Annotated in this window: 22 protein-coding genes; 9 read left to right on the top strand and 13 right to left on the bottom strand. The window is 63.9% G+C overall.

The annotated features are described in order from the left end of the window. Nucleotides 1–26: 26 nt before the first annotated feature. The 3 genes from R0382_RS01775 to R0382_RS01765 all read left to right on the top strand — a co-directional run bounded on the left by R0382_RS01775 (nucleotide 27) and on the right by R0382_RS01765 (nucleotide 1,493). Entirely contained in the window at nucleotides 27–437 is a 411-nt protein-coding gene (locus R0382_RS01775; protein WP_432721834.1) for an SRPBCC family protein, read from the top strand. A gap of 32 nt (nucleotides 438–469) precedes the next feature. Then, nucleotides 470–946 (top strand): GNAT family N-acetyltransferase, encoded by a 477-nt coding sequence (locus tag R0382_RS01770; protein ID WP_432721833.1) that lies wholly within the window; start codon nucleotides 470–472, stop codon nucleotides 944–946. 145 nt (nucleotides 947–1,091) lie between these two features. Continuing rightward, nucleotides 1,092–1,493 (top strand): hypothetical protein, encoded by a 402-nt coding sequence (locus tag R0382_RS01765; protein ID WP_432721832.1) that lies wholly within the window; start codon nucleotides 1,092–1,094, stop codon nucleotides 1,491–1,493. A gap of 178 nt (nucleotides 1,494–1,671) precedes the next feature. Here R0382_RS01765 and prmB read toward each other — a convergent pair whose 3' ends face one another. Continuing rightward, nucleotides 1,672–2,580 (bottom strand): 50S ribosomal protein L3 N(5)-glutamine methyltransferase, encoded by a 909-nt coding sequence (prmB, locus tag R0382_RS01760; RefSeq protein WP_432721831.1) that lies wholly within the window; start codon nucleotides 2,578–2,580, stop codon nucleotides 1,672–1,674. Between the two features lie 246 nt (nucleotides 2,581–2,826). Here prmB and R0382_RS01755 point away from each other — a divergent pair, with 246 nt between their 5' ends. Then, nucleotides 2,827–4,203, top strand: coding sequence for a DEAD/DEAH box helicase (locus tag R0382_RS01755; protein ID WP_432721830.1), 1,377 nt, complete (start codon nucleotides 2,827–2,829; stop codon nucleotides 4,201–4,203). After that, the gene (locus R0382_RS01750) at nucleotides 4,200–4,667 is read left to right on the top strand and encodes a YiiD C-terminal domain-containing protein (protein WP_432721829.1); all 468 of its coding nucleotides are present in this window, start codon (nucleotides 4,200–4,202) and stop codon (nucleotides 4,665–4,667) included. The genes R0382_RS01755 and R0382_RS01750 overlap by 4 nt, the downstream gene beginning before the upstream one ends. 51 nt (nucleotides 4,668–4,718) lie before the next feature. On the opposite strand, the gene R0382_RS01745 is transcribed toward R0382_RS01750, so the two are convergent. Continuing rightward, nucleotides 4,719–5,030 (bottom strand): DUF2322 family protein, encoded by a 312-nt coding sequence (locus R0382_RS01745; RefSeq protein ID WP_432721828.1) that lies wholly within the window; start codon nucleotides 5,028–5,030, stop codon nucleotides 4,719–4,721. A gap of 85 nt (nucleotides 5,031–5,115) precedes the next feature. Here R0382_RS01745 and R0382_RS01740 point away from each other — a divergent pair, with 85 nt between their 5' ends. After that, on the top strand, nucleotides 5,116–5,484 hold the full coding sequence (locus R0382_RS01740) for a hypothetical protein (protein WP_432721827.1): 369 nt from the start codon (nucleotides 5,116–5,118) through the stop codon (nucleotides 5,482–5,484). Nucleotides 5,485–5,509: 25 nt separating this feature from the next. On the opposite strand, the gene R0382_RS01735 is transcribed toward R0382_RS01740, so the two are convergent. The 11 genes from R0382_RS01735 to cysE form a co-directional block, all read right to left on the bottom strand. Next, a complete protein-coding gene (locus R0382_RS01735) occupies nucleotides 5,510–6,427 on the bottom strand; it encodes an HD-GYP domain-containing protein (RefSeq protein ID WP_432721826.1) in 918 nt (305 codons plus the stop codon). A gap of 133 nt (nucleotides 6,428–6,560) precedes the next feature. Next, nucleotides 6,561–6,761: a Fe-S cluster assembly protein IscX gene (iscX, locus tag R0382_RS01730; RefSeq protein ID WP_432721825.1), complete on the bottom strand. Its 201-nt coding sequence runs from the start codon at nucleotides 6,759–6,761 to the stop codon at nucleotides 6,561–6,563. Next, on the bottom strand, nucleotides 6,758–7,243 hold the full coding sequence (locus R0382_RS01725) for a YbaK/EbsC family protein (protein WP_432721824.1): 486 nt from the start codon (nucleotides 7,241–7,243) through the stop codon (nucleotides 6,758–6,760). The genes iscX and R0382_RS01725 overlap by 4 nt, the downstream gene beginning before the upstream one ends. A gap of 1 nt (nucleotide 7,244) precedes the next feature. Beyond that, on the bottom strand, nucleotides 7,245–7,583 hold the full coding sequence (gene fdx / locus R0382_RS01720) for an ISC system 2Fe-2S type ferredoxin (RefSeq protein WP_432721823.1): 339 nt from the start codon (nucleotides 7,581–7,583) through the stop codon (nucleotides 7,245–7,247). A gap of 14 nt (nucleotides 7,584–7,597) precedes the next feature. Further along, a complete protein-coding gene (gene hscA / locus R0382_RS01715; RefSeq protein WP_432721822.1) occupies nucleotides 7,598–9,454 on the bottom strand; it encodes a Fe-S protein assembly chaperone HscA in 1,857 nt (618 codons plus the stop codon). A 97-nt stretch (nucleotides 9,455–9,551) separates the two neighbouring features. Beyond that, a complete protein-coding gene (gene hscB / locus R0382_RS01710) occupies nucleotides 9,552–10,085 on the bottom strand; it encodes a Fe-S protein assembly co-chaperone HscB (protein ID WP_432721821.1) in 534 nt (177 codons plus the stop codon). A gap of 20 nt (nucleotides 10,086–10,105) precedes the next feature. After that, nucleotides 10,106–10,429 carry an iron-sulfur cluster assembly protein IscA gene (gene iscA / locus R0382_RS01705; protein WP_432721820.1) on the bottom strand — a complete coding sequence of 108 codons (324 nt, stop codon included), beginning with the start codon at nucleotides 10,427–10,429 and terminating at the stop codon, nucleotides 10,106–10,108. Between the two features lie 52 nt (nucleotides 10,430–10,481). After that, a complete protein-coding gene (gene iscU / locus R0382_RS01700) occupies nucleotides 10,482–10,862 on the bottom strand; it encodes a Fe-S cluster assembly scaffold IscU (protein WP_070530879.1) in 381 nt (126 codons plus the stop codon). 157 nt (nucleotides 10,863–11,019) lie between these two features. Then, complete coding sequence (locus R0382_RS01695) at nucleotides 11,020–12,231, bottom strand: IscS subfamily cysteine desulfurase (protein WP_432721819.1); 1,212 nt, start codon at nucleotides 12,229–12,231, stop codon at nucleotides 11,020–11,022. Nucleotides 12,232–12,251: 20 nt separating this feature from the next. After that, nucleotides 12,252–12,740, bottom strand: a complete 489-nt coding sequence (gene iscR, locus R0382_RS01690; protein ID WP_432721818.1) for a Fe-S cluster assembly transcriptional regulator IscR — start codon at nucleotides 12,738–12,740, stop codon at nucleotides 12,252–12,254. A 99-nt stretch (nucleotides 12,741–12,839) separates the two neighbouring features. After that, on the bottom strand, nucleotides 12,840–13,592 hold the full coding sequence (gene cysE, locus R0382_RS01685; protein ID WP_432721817.1) for a serine O-acetyltransferase: 753 nt from the start codon (nucleotides 13,590–13,592) through the stop codon (nucleotides 12,840–12,842). A gap of 146 nt (nucleotides 13,593–13,738) precedes the next feature. Between cysE and R0382_RS01680 the strand changes: the two genes are divergently transcribed. The 3 genes from R0382_RS01680 to cyoB all read left to right on the top strand — a co-directional run bounded on the left by R0382_RS01680 (nucleotide 13,739) and on the right by cyoB (nucleotide 18,588). Further along, nucleotides 13,739–15,373, top strand: coding sequence for an alpha-D-glucose phosphate-specific phosphoglucomutase (locus R0382_RS01680; protein WP_432721816.1), 1,635 nt, complete (start codon nucleotides 13,739–13,741; stop codon nucleotides 15,371–15,373). Nucleotides 15,374–15,621: 248 nt separating this feature from the next. After that, complete coding sequence (gene cyoA, locus R0382_RS01675) at nucleotides 15,622–16,536, top strand: ubiquinol oxidase subunit II (protein ID WP_432721815.1); 915 nt, start codon at nucleotides 15,622–15,624, stop codon at nucleotides 16,534–16,536. A gap of 3 nt (nucleotides 16,537–16,539) precedes the next feature. Then, entirely contained in the window at nucleotides 16,540–18,588 is a 2,049-nt protein-coding gene (gene cyoB / locus R0382_RS01670; RefSeq protein ID WP_432721814.1) for a cytochrome o ubiquinol oxidase subunit I, read from the top strand. The last annotated feature ends 40 nt before the right edge of the window (nucleotides 18,589–18,628 follow it).

The raw sequence follows: 18,628 nt of genomic DNA, 5'->3' as shown, positions 1-18,628 counted from the left end.
ATAAGCGTTGTACTTCTGGAGAAAAAATGAAAATTACCGTGGCAACCATCGTCAAGGCCGGTTCGGAGCAAGTCTGGGCCGCCTGGAACAACCCCGACGATATCGTCCGCTGGAATGCCGCATCCGATGACTGGCATACCACCAGCAGCCGGGTGGATTTGCGCGAGGGCGGTACGTTCAGCGCGCGGATGGAGGCCAAAGATGGCAGCTTCGGTTTTGATTTCGAGGGCGTGTATACCCGCATCGTCACGCATCACCTGATCGAGTACGCGATGGGCGATGGCCGAACGGTGACCGTGACGTTCGAGCCGGTTGCCGATGGCGTGAGGCTGAGTGAAACCTTCGATGCCGAAGACGCACACAGCGCCGAGCAGCAGCGGCAGGGCTGGCAAAGCATCCTCGATCGCTTCGCGCGCTATGTCGAGGCAAGCGCTTGAGTCCACCCCTCGGTCAAATACCGGACGCCGCCATGTGTATCGTGATCGATGACCTGAGTCATCCGCAGGTTCATGCCTTGCTGCGCGAGCACCTCGCCGGCATGCAGGCCAATTCGCCCGACGGCTGTGTGCAGGCGCTCGATCTGTCCGGCTTGAAAGTGCCGGCGGTGACGTTCTGGACCGCGTGGGACGGCGAGGCGCTGCTCGGTTGCGGCGCGCTGAAGGACTTGGGCGACGGGCATGGCGAGATCAAGTCGATGCGCACCGCGCGCGGGCATCTGCGCCGTGGTGTGGCACAGGCCATCCTGGGCGTGCTGCAGGATGAGGCCATGCACCGTGGCTATGCGCGGCTGAGCCTGGAAACCGGCTCGTCGCCGGCTTTTTTTCCGGCGCATGGCTTGTACGAACGCAATGGCTTTGCGTGCTGCGGACCATTCGGCGACTGCGTGGACAACGAGTTCAGTGTGTTTATGAGCAAGGTGCTGGAGACGGTCGCCGGGCCTGCGTGAGTGCTGGCATGGTGCACTGCGTACGTTCGTCGGCCGGAATACACGCGCTCCGGTTAGCTGTCAGAAAACGGCCTAGATTACGGCGAGGACTGCCACTAAAAATTCCCGGAATGACGGCCCTCCTGACAATCGCGGAGTTCGTGCCATGAAGATCTTGCTTGCATGGATGCTGGTTTTGTCTCCATGGCTCGCATATGGCGGCGATGCGGGGTGGGGGGCATCTGCTGTAAAAAATGTCAGAATTAAGACAGCTTATGACGGGGCGCGAGAACCGGAACCGCAGATGGTCGGCTTGCAGTTGAAGCTCAGCAGAACGTTGTCACTGGGCGACGAGCCCTATGAGCTGTATTCGCAGATGCTGCCATCGGCAGAACTCGACCATCTGGTCAGCGGCATTCCCTATGCCCAGCAATCCGCTGATATCGGCGACATGCCACCGGGGGTCGAGCACATGCATGTCCGGCATCTGATCTCGCTGCCCGATCTGCCTTGGGTGTTCCATCGTATGGCGGTCTCGATGTCGAGCGGGTCCTTGGTGGTGCAGTAGCGAAGCCGGACAGTCGGTCGCAGGTTCACCGCCTTCCGATCGTGTCGGCAATCATCGATAAGGGTCTGAATACTGCAAGCTGGCCGATGAACTTGCCTGCGATGCTGATGAGCCCGGATGGGGACGGAGATGAAAAACGCCACCTTTGCAGGTGGCGTTTTTAATGGGACGTTGGTGATTACAGCCCGGCTTCGACCAGCATTTCGCGCGTCAGCAGGAAAACGAAGCCGTCGCCGCTGGCGGTGTCCAGCCAGACAAAAGGCAGCTGCGGGTAGCTGGCTTCGAGTACGTCGCGGTTGTGGCCGATCTCGACGACGAGTACGCCGCGCGGGTTGAGGAAGGCGCTGGCGGTATCGATCAGCTTGCGGGTGATGTCGAGGCCGTCGTCGCCGCTGCCGAGCGCCATTTCCGGTTCGTGGCGGTATTCCTCTGGCAGTTCGTCCATCGACGGGGCGTCGACATAGGGCGGGTTCGAGATGATCAGGTCGTAGACTTCGCCGGTCACCGGCTCGAACAGGTCACCGTCGAGCAGGTCGATGCGGTCGCCGAGTTGATAGTCGGCGACATTGATCTCGGCGACGTCGAGCGCATCCGGGCTCAGGTCGACGGCGTCGATCGCCGCGTCGGGGAAGGCGTCGGCCAGCAGGATCGCCAGGCAGCCCGAACCGGTGCACAGGTCGAGCGCGCGGTGCACCAGCTCCGGATGTTCGATCCACGGTTCGAACGCTTCATTGAACAGCAGCTCGGCGATGAACGAACGCGGCACGATGGTGCGCTCGTCGACGTAGAACTTGTACTCGCCCAGCCAGGCTTCGCGGGTCAGGTAGGCGGTCGGGATGTGCTCGTCGGCGCGCTTGCGGATCACCTCGACCAGCTTGTCGACCTCGGACGGCAGCAGCCGGGCTTCGAGGAAGGGCTCGAGTTTGTCGAGCGGCAGCTTCAGCGTCGCCAGCAGCAGGTAGACCGCCTCGTCGAAGGCGTTGTCGGTGCCGTGGCCGTAAAAGAGCCCGGCATCGTTGAAGCGGGTGACGGCAAAACGCAGGCAATCTCGCACCGTGGAGAGGTGTTGGCGGGCGGCTTCGTACATGGGGCGAGACTCCTGTTGCTGAAAATACCGGCAGTGTAGAGCGGTCGGCCCGAATCGGCGAGCGCCCATTTTCGCTCGTTGCTGTCACATAGCTTGCAGCAAGAGGCCATTTGCCGCCGCATGGCGGTCTGCGGGGGCGGAATGTGCCAATTGGGGATGCAGCGTGGGTGGCTTGGGTGTACATTTCTGCCTTTCTTTCAAGCTGTTGGCGCATTCTGCGCGCAGCAACCGCAGGGCAGACCGCTAATGAGTTTTTCGACCCTGGGCTTGGCCCGGGAAGTACAGCAGGCCGTCGAGGCCATGGGTTACGAAAACCCGACGCCGATTCAGTCCAAAGCCATTCCGCTGGTGCTCGCCGGCCGTGACGTGCTCGGTGCAGCACAGACCGGTACCGGCAAGACGGCTGCGTTCACGCTGCCGATCCTGACTCTGCTGGCGCCGCATGCCAGCAACAGCGTTTCGCCGGCCAAGCATCCGGTGCGTGCGCTGATCCTGACGCCGACGCGCGAGCTGGCCGACCAGGTTGGCGAAAACGTCAAAACCTATTCGCAGTTCATGCCTTTACGCAGTCATATCGTGTTTGGCGGCGTCGACATCAAGGCGCAGATTCCGGCGTTGCGTGCCGGCGTCGAAGTGCTGATTGCTACGCCGGGCCGGCTGCTCGACCACGTGCAGCAGAAGTCGGTGAACCTGTCGCAAGTCGAGATCCTGGTGCTGGACGAAGCCGACCGCATGCTCGACATGGGTTTCATCCTCGACATCAAGAAGATCATCTCGATGTTGCCCAAGCGCAAGCAGACGCTGCTGTTCTCGGCGACGTTCTCGCCCGAAATCAAGAAGCTGTCGGCCGAATTCCTGAACAATCCGGAACTGGTCGAAGTGGCGCGGCAGAACGCGACCAACGACAACGTCGAGCAGCTGCTGCACCCGTGCGAAACGCATCGCAAGCCGGCGCTGCTGGCGCACCTGATCCGCACGCACCAGATGGGCCAGGTCATCGTCTTCAACCGCACCAAGATCGGCGCCGATAGCGTATCGCGCGAACTCAAGCGGGCCGGTTTCAATTGCGAGGCCATCCATGGCGATCGCGAACAGCGCGCCCGGCTCGAGACGCTGCAGCGCTTCAAGGACGGTACGCTGCAGATTCTGGTGGCGACCGACGTCGCCGCGCGTGGCCTGGATATTTCCGAGCTGCCCTATGTGGTCAACTTCGAGCTGCCGAACAACCCCGAGGACTATGTCCACCGGATCGGCCGGACCGGTCGCGCTGGTGCCAAGGGCGTGGCGATCTCGCTGGTGGATCCGGGCGAGGACAAGGCTTACGGCCTGATCCAGAAGCTGATCAAGAAAGAACTGCCGCTGACGCCGGTACCGGGTTATTCACCGGGTACGACGCCGGTGCAGCCGGTGCAGCCGGAGCGCCCGAATCGCGGTGAACGCCGCCATCCGGAAGAGCGCCGCGACAGCGTTGAAGCCCGTGCCGCAGCAGCGCCGCGACCCTCGCGTCCGCGCGGCAACGACATCGACGTGCCGCTGCCGACCAAGCCGCTGCCGAGCCTGCCCAAGCGTGGGCAGCAGATCGCCGCGCTGTTCCTGCCGCCGAAGCACCCGGTCAGCAAGTGACCGTATTCGCCGATCGCTGGACCGATCGACTGCGCAGCGGTTTTCCGCTGCTGGCAGCGATGCAGGTCCGGTTGATCGGTGACGCAGGCGCGTGGCAACTGCATGCGCCGTTCGATCCGAACCGCAACGACCACGCCACCGCCTTCGGTGGCAGCCTGTCGACGCTGGCGACGATTGCCGGCTGGCTCTACGTCAATGAAGCGGCCGGCGAAACGCTGGATCCCGATCTCATCGACGTCGTGATCCAGACCGGCAACGCGCATTTCGTCACACCCTTGCAGGCCGATCTGGTCGCGAGGGTCATGCCGGTTGATGACGCCGAGCTGGCGGTCTTCCATCGCACCCTGGCCCGCCGCGGTCGTGCCCGCTTGACGGTGCACGCGACGGTCGGCGACGGCAAGACCGAGGCGGTCAGGTTCACTGGCCAGTACGTGGCGGTTCGATTGCCGCAATCGCCCCAGTAAAAAAGCCGCTGAATCCAGCGGCTTTTTTCATTCAAGCTCATTCAGGCTTGTTCAGGCAGCGATCAGTCGTACCGCCAGCGGCGTGCCGCCGTCGATCAGCGCGATCAGCCGATCGATGTTCGGGTGCTTGCCCGGGAAGGCTTCGGCGTCGGCGGTGTGCTCTGCATACAGGCGCAGGCCCTTGTCGGCGGCGATGGCGTCGATGGCACCGAATTCCTGGAACAGCGCGTGGTAGACGCGCACACTGCCGGCCTGACCCGGCTTGTTGTCGATGCGCGCCACGACATCGTCGCCGTGCAGCAGTTCCAGCGCGGCGAGGTGGTCGATGGTCGGCAGCGTGTCGAGAATATCCTTGAAGCTCATGATGTGTCCTGGTGTCAACGTCGTGCGGCTTGCCGCGTTGTGGGCAGCGGGGCTGGCCCGATTCGAATTCGTGAAGGAGTGTGCCATGAAAAACGTTCTGCTTGCCGTCTTGCTGCTGGGTACTGCCGGTGGTGTTTTCGCTGCCGCGGGCAGTGTCTCGAAAGCCGAGTACCTGCAGCGCGCGGCCAGTCATTTCGATCAGGTCGATACCAATCACGATGGCGTGCTGAGCGAGCCGGAGCGCGAGGCGGCGATGGCCAAACTGGCCGAGAAGCGTGCAGCCCGCCGTGGCACCGATGAGGCCATGCCGCATCGCGAGATCAAGGGCGATATCGCCAAGGCCGACTTCCTGACCAAGGCCGGAGTGCATTTCGACAAGCTCGACAGCAATCACGACGGCCTGCTGAGCCGTGACGAGCGCCGCGCCGGCTGGCAAGCCATGCGCAAGCCCTGATCGGGCGGCGCATCAGACGGGGCGATCAGACGGCGTCGTTGCCCCAGACCGTGCCGGCGCCGAGCGCCAGTTTGGCGGTGTCGATGACCGCCGCGACGCGATAGGCCGGCAGCGCGGTGTCGCGCGAGACCGGCAGCGACAGCGTCTGGCCGAGGTGGTCGAGGTAGGCAACCGCGATCGGTGTGTCTTCGCGGCCGGCCGTCTCGCGAATGATGGCGGTTTCGCCGTTGGCCAGCGTGACGGTGGCGCCGGGCGGAAAGACGCCGACGGTTTCGGTGAACAGCCGCGCGAGCTTGGCATCGACGCCGTCGGCCAGGCTTTGCTTCAACGCGGCGTCGGCGTGTTGCGCATGGCGCCAAGCGCTCTGCGTCAGCAATGCGCAGTAGCGGTCGGCCAGACCGATCAACCTGGCCTCGAAACGGATTGCATCGCCCTTGAGCTGCTGCGGATAACCGCTGCCATCGGGGGCTTCGTGATGCTGCAGCACGCAGTCGAGCCACAAGGTATCGGCAACGCCGCGCAGGCGCAGCAGGTCGCGGCTGTGTTGCGGATGCCGCTGCATGATGTCGCGCTGTTCGGCCGACAACGGTGTGGTCTGGCTGGCCAGCGTCGTTTGCAAGGCCTGCATGCCGATATTCATCGTCAGCGCCGCAGCGATCACCGGTAGTCGCTCGGCGCGTGCGCGGCCGAGTCGGGCCAGCACCAGATCGACCACGGTGGCGACGTCGCAGGCGTGCCGCGCCGGATAGGCTCCGTGCTGGTCGACGAGGATCTGCGCCAGCGCGACATCGCGGTTCTGCGCGCAAGCCAGTTGCACGGCCTTGGCGACATTGACGATATCGGCGGCGAACGGCGTATCGCGTTCATCGTCGGCCAGCAGCGCTTCGAGGCGGTGGCGGGCGGCGCGGATCAGTCGGGCGGGGCTGAGTGGATGGGCTGGCATGATGTCACGGTGTGGTCGTGACAAAGATTCTAGCTTATCCGCCATGACAAGCTGCGTACCGGTTTGGCGTAAATGTGCAAACGCCCTTTGCCGGGATTGCCGAAAAAGGGCGTCGGGGGCGAACGAAGCCGAATCAGTCTTCGTCGGCTTCGTCGATCCAGGCCAGCTGGATCGCTTCGAGGATTTTCTCGCCGCAGTGTTTCGGATCGTCATTGAAGTCGGGCAGCGCCAGTACCCAGTTGCGCAGGTCGACGAAATTGACCTTGAGCGGGCTGATGTCCGGGTGGGCTTCGGCGAGTTCGATCGCGATCAGGCGGCTGTCGGTCCATTTCATGGCTGGTTTTCCTCTTTGACTTTGGCAACGCGTCCGCCGGTCAGCGTGACGAGGTGATCGGGTGCCAGCGCGAACACGCTGTTCGGCGTGCCGGCGGCGGCCCAGAGTTCGGTGTGGTCGAGCAGGTCTTCATCGATCAGTGTAATCGGTGCTTCGGTGTGCGCGATCGGCGCAACGCCGCCGATGACGAAGCCGGTACGGGCACGGACGAAATCGGCGTCGGCACGGCCGATCTTCTCGCCGACCAGCGCGGCAACGGCCTTCTCGTCGACGCGGTTGGCGCCGCTGGTGACGACCAGCACGTGACGCTCGCTGACCTTGGCGCGCAGGATCACCGATTTGGCGATCTGCGCGACGCTGCAACCGATTGCCGCTGCGGCATCGGCGCTGGTTCGCGTCGATGCGTCGAACTCGACGATGCGGGTTTCAATCCCGGCGGCATCGAGCGCCGCGGCAACGCGCAGCTGGCTCTCGGAACGCATCTCAGTGATGCTCGCGCGCGTGGTTGATCGTGTATTTCGGCAGCTCGACGACGAGCTCGGTCTCGGCGATCAGCGCCTGGCACGACAGCCGCGAGCACGGCTCGAGGCCCCAGGCCTTGTCGAGCTGGTCTTCTTCCAGCTCTTCGGCCGCTTCCAGGCTGTTGAAGCCTTCGCGGATCAGCACGTGACAGGTGGTGCACGCGCAGGACATCTCGCAGGCGTGTTCGATCTCGATATCGTTCTCAAGCAGTGCCTGGCAGATCGAGGTGCCCGGCTTGGCGTCGAACACCGTGCCTTCGGGGCACAGCGTCGGGTGCGGCAGTACTACGACTTGGGTCATGCTTCCTTGTCCCCTTAAAAATCGCTGACCTTGTGGCCAGCCAGCCCGCGGCTCACGGCGCGATCCATCCGGCGCGCGGCGAAATCGCCGCTGGCCTGATTGAGCGCCTCGGCGGCGGTGCGAATGAGGTTGGCGTTGTCGCCGGCGTTGGCGGCCTGTGCGGCTGCAAGCGCGGTGTCGACAATGCTGCGCTCGTCGGCATTCAGCAGGTCGCCGTCCTGTGCGAGTGCCGCCAGCGTCGCGTTGACGATGCTCTCGGATTCGACCCGGGCTTCGGCCAGTTTGCGTGCTTCGAGGTCGTCGCCGGCGTGCGCCATCGAGTCGCTGAGCATGCGGCCGATCTCGTCGTCGGACAGCCCGTACGACGGTTTGACGACGATGCTGGCCTGCACGCCCGAGCTTTGTTCCTGCGCCGAAGCGCTGAGCAGCCCGTCGGCGTCGACCTGGAAGGTGACGCGGATGCGCGCTGCGCCGGCGACCATGGCCGGGATGCCGCGCAGCTCGAACCGCGCCAGCGAGCGGCAGTCGCTGACGAGCTCGCGCTCGCCCTGCAGCACGTGGATCGCCATCGCGGTCTGGCCGTCCTTGAAGGTGGTGAACTCCTGCGCGCGTGCGGTCGGGATCGTGCTGTTGCGCGGGATCACTTTCTCGACGAGGCCGCCCATGGTTTCGAGGCCGAGCGACAGCGGAATCACGTCGAGCAGCAGCCAGTCGTCGTCGCCCTTGTTGCCGGCGAGCACATTGGCCTGCATCGCCGCGCCGAGCGCGACGACCTTGTCCGGGTCGAGATTGGTCAGCGGCGGCTTGCCGAACAGCTGGGCGACGGCGCGGCGCACATGCGGCATGCGCGTGGCGCCGCCGACGAGGACAACGCCCTTGATGGCATCGGTCGTGAGCTTGGCGTCGCGCAAGGCGCGGCGCACCGGCGTGATCGTCTTCTGCACCAGATGCTCGGTGATCTGCTGGAAGATCTCCGCGGTCAGTTCGACGTCGATGACGCTGTCGTCGGACAGCTTGGCGGTGACTTGCGTGGTGGCGTGATCGGTCAGCGCTTCCTTGGCCTGACGCGCCTTGGTCAGCAGCAGCCGGGCGTCGCGGTCGTTCAGCTGCGACAGGCCGGCGGCTTCGAGAATCCAGCAATACAGCCGGTGGTCGAAGTCGTCGCCGCCGAGCTTGGAGTCGCCGCTGGTGGCGCGGACTTCGAATACGCCGCGCGTCAGTTCGAGAATCGAGACGTCGAAGGTGCCGCCGCCGAGATCGTAAATGACGTAGGTGCCTTCCGACGCGTTGTCGAGGCCGTAGGCGATCGCCGCGGCGGTCGGCTCGTTCAAGAGGCGCAGCACATTGAGGCCGGCAAGCCGCGCGGCATCCTTGGTCGCCTGGCGCTGGGCGTCGTCGAAGTAGGCCGGGACGGTGATCACCGCGCCGACGAGTTCGCCGCCGAGGCTTTGTTCGGCGCGGGTACGCAGCGCCTTGAGGATGTCGGCGGAGACTTCGACCGGGCTCTTGATGCCGGCGACCGTCGACAGCTTGAGCATGCCGGGTTCGTCGACGAAACGGTAAGGCGTCGCGGCGTCGGCGACGTCGGTCAGGCCGCGCCCCATGAAGCGCTTGACCGAGACGATGGTGTTCGCCGGGTCCTGATTCTGCCGTTTCTGCGCGGCATGGCCGACGGTGACGCTGTGATCGGCTGCGTAATGGACGACCGACGGCAGCAGCGTGCGGCCATCGTCGTCCGGCAGACAGGCAGCGCTGCCGCTGCGCACGGTTGCGACCAGCGAGTTGGTCGTGCCCAGGTCGATGCCGACCGCAAGGCGGTGCTGGTGCGGCGCGGCGGAAAGGCCGGGCTCGGAAATCTGCAGTAGGGCCATGGTTTCGCGGTGTTGATTGATCGGGGCGCCTGAGCGCCGGGGGATCGGGGCGCCGGGGCGCCGGGGTCAAAACGCCGGCGCGCAGGCGCCGGTGGCGTCAGAAAAGCACGGCTTCGATCGCGTCGCCGATTTCCTCATGCAGCTTTTCGAGGAAGCGTAGCTTGCGCACGGCCATCGCCGCGGCCGGGTAATCGCGGTCGACGTCGATCAGCGCGCCCAGCTCAAGCGTCAAGGCGTCGGTTTCGGCGGCGAGGTCGCGGTTCAGGGCCTCGAGCGCATCGACGCTGCGGCCGGTCTTGGTGTCGGCAATTGCTTCGCGCCATTCCATCTGCGCCATCAGGAAGTCCATCGGCATCGCCGTATTGGTTTCTTCCTCGGTGTCGACGCCGGCCAGGGTCAGCAGGTAGCGACCACGCGCCAGCGGCGATTTGAGCGTCTGGTAGGCCTCGTTCACCCGGGTGGCGATCTGCAGGCTCATGCGCCGCGTGGCGTCGTCATGGCTGGCGAAACGATCCGGGTGATAGTCGCTTTGCAGCGCCTTGTAGCGCGCATCGAGCTGCGCGCGATCGAGCGCGAAGGTCGGCGGCAGTGCGAACAGCGCGAAATGGCTCTGGGTGAAATCGAAATTCATCGGCGGGCTATCGAAGGCGGTCAGACGTGGAAGCTCTCGCCGCAGCCACACTCGTTCTTCACGTTCGGATTGTTGAACTTGAAGCCTTCGTTCAAGCCTTCCTTGGCGAAATCGAGTTCGGTGCCGTCGATGTAGGCGAGGCTCTTGGCGTCGGTATACAGCTTGACGCCGTGGCTTTCGAACACCAGGTCGTCCTCGATCGCGACGTCGACGAATTCGAGCTTGTACGCCATGCCCGAGCAGCCGGCGGTCTTCACGAACAAACGGATGCCCAGCCCCTTGCCGCGTTTGGCAAGGAAGTTGCTGATATGGTTTGCGGCGGCGTCGGTGAGCGTCAGTGCCATGCTTATTACTCCTGCGGCAGGAGCGGGCCGCGCCCGTCCTGCAATCGATACATCAGTCGTGCTTTTTCTTGTAGTCGGCCACGGCGGCCTTGATCGCATCTTCGGCGAGAATCGAGCAGTGGATCTTGACCGGCGGCAAGGCCAGTTCTTCGGCGATCTGGGTGTTCTTGATCGACAGCGCTTCGTCGAGCGTCTTGCCCTTGACCCATTCGGTCACCAGCGAGCTCGACGCAATCGCCGAACCACAGCCGTAGGTCTTGAACTTGGCGTCTTCGATCACGCCATCGGCGCCGACCTTGATCTGCAGCTTCATCACGTCGCCACAGGCCGGTGCGCCGACCATGCCGGTACCGACATCGTCGTCGCCCTTGTCGAACGCGCCGACATTGCGCGGATTTTCGTAGTGGTCGAGAACTTTTTCGCTGTAAGCCATTTGGAATACCTCCAGTTCAGTGTTCGTCCTGCCTGTTTGTCGCGCCAATTTTTGGTGCGGCTCGCAGTGTCAGGCAAGGCGTGGAGCCGCGACGTTTACTTTTGGGTAAACGAGCGGCTGCGCAACGCAGCATGACGCTGCGAGGCGCGCCTAAAAATTAGTGGGCGGCCCATTCGATGGTGCTGATATCGATGCCTTCCTTGTACATATCCCACAGCGGCGACAGTTCGCGCAGCTTGCCGATCTTCTGGTGGATCAGCTTCACCGCGAAGTCGATGTCGTCTTCGGTGGTGAAGCGGCCGATCGTGAAGCGGATCGAGCTGTGTGCCAGTTCGTCCGAACGGCCGAGCGCGCGCAGCACGTAGGACGGTTCGAGCGACGCCGACGTGCACGCCGAACCCGACGACACAGCCAGTTCCTTCAGCGCCATGATCAGCGATTCGCCTTCGACGAAGTTGAAGCTGACGTTGAGGTTGTGCGGCACGCGGCGGTCCATGTCGCCGTTCAGGTGCGTTTCCTCGATGTCCGACAGGCCGGCCCACAGACGGTCGCGCAGCTGGCGGGTGCGTTCGAGTTCCTGCGCCATATCGGTCCGGGCGACGCGGAACGCCTCGCCCATGCCGACGATCTGGTGCGTTGCCAGCGTGCCCGAGCGGAAGCCGCGCTCATGGCCGCCACCGTGCATTTGCGCTTCAAGACGAACACGCGGCTTGCGGCGGATGTACAGCGCGCCGATGCCTTTCGGGCCGTAGCTCTTGTGCGCCGACATGCTCATCAGGTCGATCTTGAGCTTTTGCAGGTCGATCTCGACCTTGCCGGTCGCCTGTGCGGCGTCGACGTGGAAGATGATTCCGCGCTCGCGGCAGATTTCGCCGATGGTTTCGACGTCCTGGATCACGCCGATTTCATTGTTCACGAACATCACCGACACGAGGATGGTGTCCGGGCGCAGCGTCGCCTTGAAGACGTCGAGATCGAGCAGGCCGTCGTCCTTGACGTCCAGATACGTGACCTCGAAACCCTGGCGCTCCAGCTCGCGACACGGGTCGAGCACGGCCTTGTGCTCGGTCTTCACCGTGATGATGTGCTTGCCCTTGGTCTTGTAGAAGTTCGCCGCGCCCTTGATCGCCAGGTTGTCCGACTCGGTCGCGCCCGAAGTCCAGACGATTTCCTTCGGATCGGCGTTGATCAGCGCTGCAACCTGTTCGCGCGCTTCCTCGACTGCCGCTTCCGCGTCCCAACCGTAGGCGTGCGAACGGCTCGCCGGGTTGCCGAAGATTTCGGTCAGGTACGGAATCATCTTCTGCGCCACGCGCGGGTCGACCGGGGTGGTGGCGGAGTAATCGAGGTAGATCGGCTTCTTGTCCATTGGGGCTCCTGTTTGCCCGGTCATTGCTGGGCGGGTATTTCGCTGTGCCGGGCGCTGCGCGCGTCGACAAGTACATTGGCGGCGTCGCCACGGCGGCGCTGCTTTTCCTGTTGTTGCTCGACCAGCTGGGCCAGCGTCACCGACGACAGGAAGTCGAAGATCGTCGCGTTCAGCCCGCTCCACAGGTCGTGGGTCATGCAGCGGTGCTCGTCGAGACAGTTTTCCTTGCCGCCGCACTGGGTCGCATCGATCGGTTCGTCGACGGCACAGATGATGGCGGCAACGGTGATCTCGCCCGACGGGCGGGCCAGACAGTAGCCGCCGCCGGGGCCGCGCACGCTGTCGACCAGCTCGCGCCGGCGCAGTTTGCCGAACAGCTGTTCGAGGTAGGAAAGCGAGATGTGCTGCCGTTCACTGATGCCGGCAAGCGTCACCGGGCCACCGGCTTCGCGCAGGGCGAGGTCGAGCATGGCGGTAACGGCAAAGCGGCCTTTGGTGGTCAGTCGCATCGTGCGCTCTTCAATCCTTCTGTAATCGGCTAGATCGTAAAATACCCTAGTGTTTTAGTCAACTAAAATCCTGACTGATTCACTCGGCTATTCGGGGTCTTACTCGACGATCTTGTTCAGGTAATCGGGGTCGAACTTGTCGCTGCTAGCGCGTTCCTGGCTACAGTCGACGCCGAGCTGTTCGAGCTTCTTCAGGATGGCTTCGACCTTGGCGTCGGTGTTGACCGAATGGTCGAGCAGGCCGTGAATCGCCTTGACGACCGGGTCGTTCAGATCACCGGAGATGCCGTAGGCCGAGAAGCCGAGCTCCTGCGCCTTCTGCATCCGCGCGTTTTCGCTGTCGTTCTGGATGATGCGCGCCGGATTGCCGACCGCGGTGGCGCCGGCCGGTACCGGTTTGACGACAACGGCGTTCGAGCCGACCTTGGCGCCGGCCTCGACCGTGATCGGGCCGAGGATCTTCGCGCCCGCGCCGACGATGACGCCGGCCTCCAGCGTCGGATGGCGCTTGCCCTTGTTCCAACTCGTGCCACCGAGCGTCACGCCGTGATACAGCGTGCAGTCGTCACCGATGACGGCGGTTTCGCCAATGACGATGCCCATGCCGTGGTCGATGAACACACGCTGGCCGATGGTCGCGCCCGGATGGATTTCGATGCCGGTGAGGAAGCGGCCGAGGTGCGACACGAAGCGCGCCAGCAGCTTGAAATCACGCCGCCACAGTCCGTTGGCCACGATGTGCAGCGTCAGTGCGTGAAAGCCCGGGTAACAGGTGACCACTTCCCAGACCGAACGGGCGGCAGGATCACGGTCGAAGACAACTCGGATGTTTTCACGCAGGCGGGCAAGCATGGCGGAGACGAGCGGGGCAGCAAAGCCGAGTATTTTACTCGACTTTGTGGCGCCACGCAGCCCCGTTCCACGACGACGACGGTGCGGCGTTCGCGTTACCATTGGCTTTTCCGCCTTGCAGGCGGTGTCAATTTGATGCCTTCGACATGACGATCCAGACGATTTCCACCCGGCCGTTCGACGGCCAGAAACCCGGTACTTCCGGCCTGCGCAAGAAGGTCACCGTCTTCCAGCAGCCGCACTATCTGGAGAACTTCGTCCAGGCGGTTTTCGATACCGTGCCGCTGGCCGGCTGCACGCTGGTGCTGGGCGGCGACGGCCGCTTCCACAACCGCGTGGCAGTCGACATCATCGTCCGGATGGCCGCGGCCAACGGCGTCGCGCGGGTGCTGGTCGGGCAGGGCGGCCTGCTGTCGACGCCGGCGGTCAGCTGCGTGATTCGCAAGCACGGCGCCGACGGCGGCATCATTCTCTCCGCATCGCACAATCCGGGTGGCCCGGACGGCGATTTCGGCATCAAGTACAACATCGGCAACGGCGGCCCGGCGCCCGAGAAGGTCACCGACGCAATCCATGCGGCGACGCAGGCCATCACCGAATACCAGATCGCCGACGTGGCGGCGTTCGATCTCGATGTCGTCGGCCGCTACGCCGTGGGCGAGATGATCGTCGACGTGATCGACCCGGTGGATGACTATGCCGAGCTGATGCAGCGGCTGTTCGATTTCGACGCCATTCGCGCCTGGATTGCCGCTGGCCACACGCTGCGCTTCGATGCGATGTGCGCGGCGTCCGGCCCGTATGCGACGCGGATCATCGAAGGCCTGCTCGGCGCGCCGGTGGGTTCGGTCGTCAACGGCGTGCCGCTCGAGGACTTCGGCGGCCATCATCCCGATCCGAACCCGGCGCATGCGACCGAGCTGATCGCCGCGATGCGTGGCGGCGCCGCTGGCGACGACGCCCCCGATTTCGGTGCCGCCAGTGATGGCGATGCCGATCGCAATATGGTCGTCGGCCGCGTCCACAATGTGTCGCCGTCGGACAGCCTGGCGGTGCTCGCCGCCAATGCGACGCTGATTCCGGGCTATGCCCAGGGGCTGGCGGGCGTGGCGCGGTCGATGCCGACGTCGTGTGCCGTTGATGTTGTGGCGCGCGAGTTGGGCATCGAATGTTTTGAGACGCCGACCGGCTGGAAATTCTTCGGCAATCTGCTCGACGCCGGCAAGGTCACGCTGTGCGGCGAGGAAAGCTATGGCACCGGTTCGGACCACGTGCGCGAGAAGGACGGCGTCTGGGCGGTGCTGTGCTGGCTCAACCTGGTTGCCAAAACCGGCAAGTCGGTCGACGAACTGCTCGAGGCGCACTGGGCGCGCTTTGGCCGGCACTACTACAGCCGCCACGATTTCGAAGCCATCGATGCGGCTGCCGCGAATGTGCTGGTCGACGGCCTGCGCGCGCAGCTGCCGACGCTGGCGGGCAGCGAGCTGGCCGGCAAGCGCGTCGTGCTCGCCGACGATTTCGCCTACGACGACCCGGTCGATGGCAGCCACAGTGCCAAGCAGGGCATTCGCGTGGTGTTCGACGACGGCGCGCGCATCGTCTACCGGCTTTCAGGCACCGGCACCGATGGGGCGACCCTGCGGGTGTATCTGGAGCAGCCCGAGCGTGACCGGCTGGGCCTCGATGCGCAGGCGGCACTGGCGCCGCTGATTGCCGCGTCGCGCACGCTGGCGAACATCCAGGGGTTGACCGGGCGCAATGCGCCAACGGTGATTACCTGATCGCGGCAAGCTCCGCTGACGACGCCGGCATGAATGCCGGCGTTTTTCATGCCGCTTTGGGATCGCTGGCGGCGAAAGGCGACATTCCCGTTTCGCATAAAGTTCCGTAAATATTACCAGTTAGTAAAAAAAGCATGGAGCGCCCGGGGGGGCGGGGACGACAATTCCGCCCTTTGCGTCCGCGCGGCTTACAACGCGCATCTGGCTGACGCATCGCCTTCCCATGCTCTCCCCACGAGGAACGTTTGATGAAACAGAGCCCTCCATCCCGGCGCTTATGGGGTCTGATCCCCTGCGGCCTGCTTTTGCTGCTCTCCGGCTGCAAGGGCGGTGTGTTCGACCCCAAGGGCCAAGTCGCCGTCGATGAGCGCAATCTGATCATCCTCGCTACGGCGCTGATGCTGCTGGTCGTGATCCCGGTCATCGTGCTCACGCTGGTCTTCGCCTGGAAGTACCGTGCCGGCAATGCCAAGGCCACCACCTATCTGCCCAAGTGGGCGCATTCGACGAAAATCGAACTTATCGTCTGGCTGGTGCCCTGCGCGATCGTGGCCGCACTGGCGTACGTCGTCTGGACTTCGACGCACAGGCTCGATCCGTATCGCCCGCTGGACTCCAAGGTCGCGCCGGTGCGCATCGAGGCGGTATCAATGGACTGGAAGTGGCTGTTCATCTATCCGGATCTCGGCATCGCCACGGTCAACCAGATCGCTTTCCCGGTCGGCACGCCGATCAATTTCTCGATCACCTCGGATTCGGTGCTCAACTCGCTGCTGATTCCGCAACTGGGTGGACAGATCTACGCGATGCCGGGCATGCGCACCAAGCTGCACCTGATCGCCGATCATGCCGGTGAATATCAGGGCTTGTCGGCGGCATACAGCGGCGGCGGCTTCAGCAATATGCAGTTCAAGGCGCTGGCGATGGCCACGCCGGCTGAGTTCCAGCAGTGGGTTGCCAAGGTCCGCCAGTCCAAGGAAGCGCCGCTGGACGAGGCACGCTACCGCGCACTGGCCAAGCCCAGCGAAAACAGCCCGGTGACGTATTTCCCCTCGGTCCCGACCGATGTCTTCCATTACGCACTGCACCAATACATGAATATGCCCAAGACACAGCCTGCAGAAGCGCACGCCGCCATGCATGAGCATCAGGGTAAGGAATAAGCGATGTTCGGAAAACTAACCCTCGACGCAATCCCGTTCCACGAACCCATCATCATGGTGACGCTGGCCGCCGCCAGCCTGCTGGGTGCGCTGCTGCTGGGCGCGGTCTCCTATTTCGGCAAGTGGGGCTATATCTGGCGTGAGTGGCTGACTTCGGTCGACCACAAGCGTATCGGCGTGATGTACATCATCGTCGCCATGGTGATGCTGCTGCGCGGCTTTGCCGATGCGCTGATGATGCGCACGCAGCTGGCCGTTGCCACCAGCGGCCACGCCGGCTTCCTGCCGCCGGAACACTACGACCAGATCTTCACCGCCCACGGCACGATCATGATCATCTTCATGGCGATGCCCTTCATGGCCGGCTTGATGAATCTGATCCTGCCGCTGCAGATCGGCGCGCGTGACGTGGCTTTCCCCTTCGTCAACTCGCTGAGCTTCTGGCTGATGGCCGCCGGCATGGCGCTGATCAACATTTCCTTCGGCGTCGGCGAATTCGCCCGCACCGGCTGGACCGCCTATCCGCCGCTGTCGGAGCTGGCCTACAGCCCGGGTGTCGGGGTTGATTACTACATCTGGGCGCTGCAGCTATCCGGCCTCGGGACGACGCTGACGGCGATCAACTTCCTCGTCACCGTGTTCAAGATGCGCGCACCGGGCATGAAGCTGATGCAGATGCCGATTTTCACCTGGACCTGCACCTGGGCCAACGTGCTCGCCGCTGCATCGTTCCCGGCGCTGACCGCGACGCTGTTGATGCTGACGCTGGACCGCTACCTCGGCTTCCACTTCTTCACCAATGCCGGCGGCGGCAACGCCATGCTGTACATGAATCTGTTCTGGGCCTGGGGTCACCCCGAGGTCTACATCCTGGTGCTGCCGGCCTTCGGTATCTATTCCGAAGTGATTTCGACCTTCGCCGGCAAGCGCCTGTTCGGCTACAGCTCGATGGTCTGGGCCAGCGGCTGCATCACCATCCTCGGCATGATCGTCTGGCTGCACCACTTCTTCACCATGGGTGCCGGCGCCAACGTCAACGCCTTCTTCGGCATCGCGACGATGATCATCGCGATTCCGACCGGGGTGAAACTGTTCAACTGGCTGTTCACCATCTACCGCGGCCGGCTGAAGATCACCGCGCCGGTGATCTGGACGCTGGGCTTCATGATCACCTTCTCGGTAGGCGGCATGACCGGCGTGCTGATGTCGGTGCCGGGCGCGGACTTCGTGCTGCACAACAGCCTGTTCCTGATTGCCCACTTCCATAACACCATCATCGGTGGCGTGGTCTTCGGCTACCTCGCGGGCTTTGCCTTCTGGTTCCCCAAGGTGTTCGGCTTCAAGCTGTCGGACAAGCTCGGCAAGTGGATCGCCGGCCTGTGGATCGGCGGCTTCTACTTCGCCTTCATGCCGCTGTACGTGCTCGGCTTCATGGGCATGACGCGTCGGCTGAACCACACCAACAATCCGGACTGGAACATCTGGCTGTACGTGGCGTGCATCGGCGTGGTGATGATCGCCGCCGGCATCGGCCTGCAACTGCTGCAGATTGCGCTGGCCGTGCGCGACCGCAAGCAGAACCGCGACGTCAGCGGCGACCCGTGGAATGGCCACACGCTGGAATGGGCGACCTCGTCGCCGCCGCCGATCTACAACTTCGCGGTGCTGCCGCAAGTGCGTGACATCGACGCCTTCACCGACATGAAGGAAGAGGGCGATGCCTATGCGCGCCCGGCCAAGTACGAAGCGATCCACATGCCGCGGAATACCTCGGCCGGTGTCTGGATCGGCCTGTTCACCACGGTGATGGGCTTCGCGCTGATCTGGCACATCTGGTGGCTGGCCATCGTCGGCCTGCTCGGCACGGTGCTGGCCTTTGTCCGCCGCGCCTACGACAACGACATCGATTACTACATCGATGCCGACGAAGTCGAGCGCACCGAGAACGCCCGCTTTGCCAAGCTCGCCGACGCCGGTGTGGTTGCGCCTGCCAGCGCGCCGCAACAACGCAACACCGGCAAGCGCCGCGACGCCGAAACGGCCACGATCTGAGCGGAATCGGCCGGGCCGCGTGCCCGGCCGCGCGCGAGTC

This window comes from Jeongeupia wiesaeckerbachi (genome assembly GCF_050916355.1).
Classification (GTDB): Bacteria; Pseudomonadota; Gammaproteobacteria; order Burkholderiales; family Chitinibacteraceae; genus Jeongeupia; species Jeongeupia wiesaeckerbachi.
This window is presented reverse-complemented; position numbering and strand designations above follow the sequence as displayed.

Coding starts and splice junctions, on each gene's coding strand:
- R0382_RS01775 (WP_432721834.1), top strand. CDS start 27: ATGAAAATTACCGTGGCAACCATCGTCAAGGCCGGTTCGGAGCAAGTC.
- R0382_RS01770 (WP_432721833.1), top strand. CDS start 470: ATGTGTATCGTGATCGATGACCTGAGTCATCCGCAGGTTCATGCCTTG.
- R0382_RS01765 (WP_432721832.1), top strand. CDS start 1,092: ATGAAGATCTTGCTTGCATGGATGCTGGTTTTGTCTCCATGGCTCGCA.
- prmB (WP_432721831.1), bottom strand. CDS start 2,580: ATGTACGAAGCCGCCCGCCAACACCTCTCCACGGTGCGAGATTGCCTG.
- R0382_RS01755 (WP_432721830.1), top strand. CDS start 2,827: ATGAGTTTTTCGACCCTGGGCTTGGCCCGGGAAGTACAGCAGGCCGTC.
- R0382_RS01745 (WP_432721828.1), bottom strand. CDS start 5,030: ATGAGCTTCAAGGATATTCTCGACACGCTGCCGACCATCGACCACCTC.
- R0382_RS01740 (WP_432721827.1), top strand. CDS start 5,116: ATGAAAAACGTTCTGCTTGCCGTCTTGCTGCTGGGTACTGCCGGTGGT.
- R0382_RS01735 (WP_432721826.1), bottom strand. CDS start 6,427: ATGCCAGCCCATCCACTCAGCCCCGCCCGACTGATCCGCGCCGCCCGC.
- iscX (WP_432721825.1), bottom strand. CDS start 6,761: ATGAAATGGACCGACAGCCGCCTGATCGCGATCGAACTCGCCGAAGCC.
- R0382_RS01725 (WP_432721824.1), bottom strand. CDS start 7,243: ATGCGTTCCGAGAGCCAGCTGCGCGTTGCCGCGGCGCTCGATGCCGCC.
- fdx (WP_432721823.1), bottom strand. CDS start 7,583: ATGACCCAAGTCGTAGTACTGCCGCACCCGACGCTGTGCCCCGAAGGC.
- hscA (WP_432721822.1), bottom strand. CDS start 9,454: ATGGCCCTACTGCAGATTTCCGAGCCCGGCCTTTCCGCCGCGCCGCAC.
- hscB (WP_432721821.1), bottom strand. CDS start 10,085: ATGAATTTCGATTTCACCCAGAGCCATTTCGCGCTGTTCGCACTGCCG.
- iscA (WP_432721820.1), bottom strand. CDS start 10,429: ATGGCACTGACGCTCACCGACGCCGCCGCAAACCATATCAGCAACTTC.
- iscU (WP_070530879.1), bottom strand. CDS start 10,862: ATGGCTTACAGCGAAAAAGTTCTCGACCACTACGAAAATCCGCGCAAT.
- R0382_RS01695 (WP_432721819.1), bottom strand. CDS start 12,231: ATGGACAAGAAGCCGATCTACCTCGATTACTCCGCCACCACCCCGGTC.
- iscR (WP_432721818.1), bottom strand. CDS start 12,740: ATGCGACTGACCACCAAAGGCCGCTTTGCCGTTACCGCCATGCTCGAC.
- cysE (WP_432721817.1), bottom strand. CDS start 13,592: ATGCTTGCCCGCCTGCGTGAAAACATCCGAGTTGTCTTCGACCGTGAT.
- R0382_RS01680 (WP_432721816.1), top strand. CDS start 13,739: ATGACGATCCAGACGATTTCCACCCGGCCGTTCGACGGCCAGAAACCC.
- cyoA (WP_432721815.1), top strand. CDS start 15,622: ATGAAACAGAGCCCTCCATCCCGGCGCTTATGGGGTCTGATCCCCTGC.
- cyoB (WP_432721814.1), top strand. CDS start 16,540: ATGTTCGGAAAACTAACCCTCGACGCAATCCCGTTCCACGAACCCATC.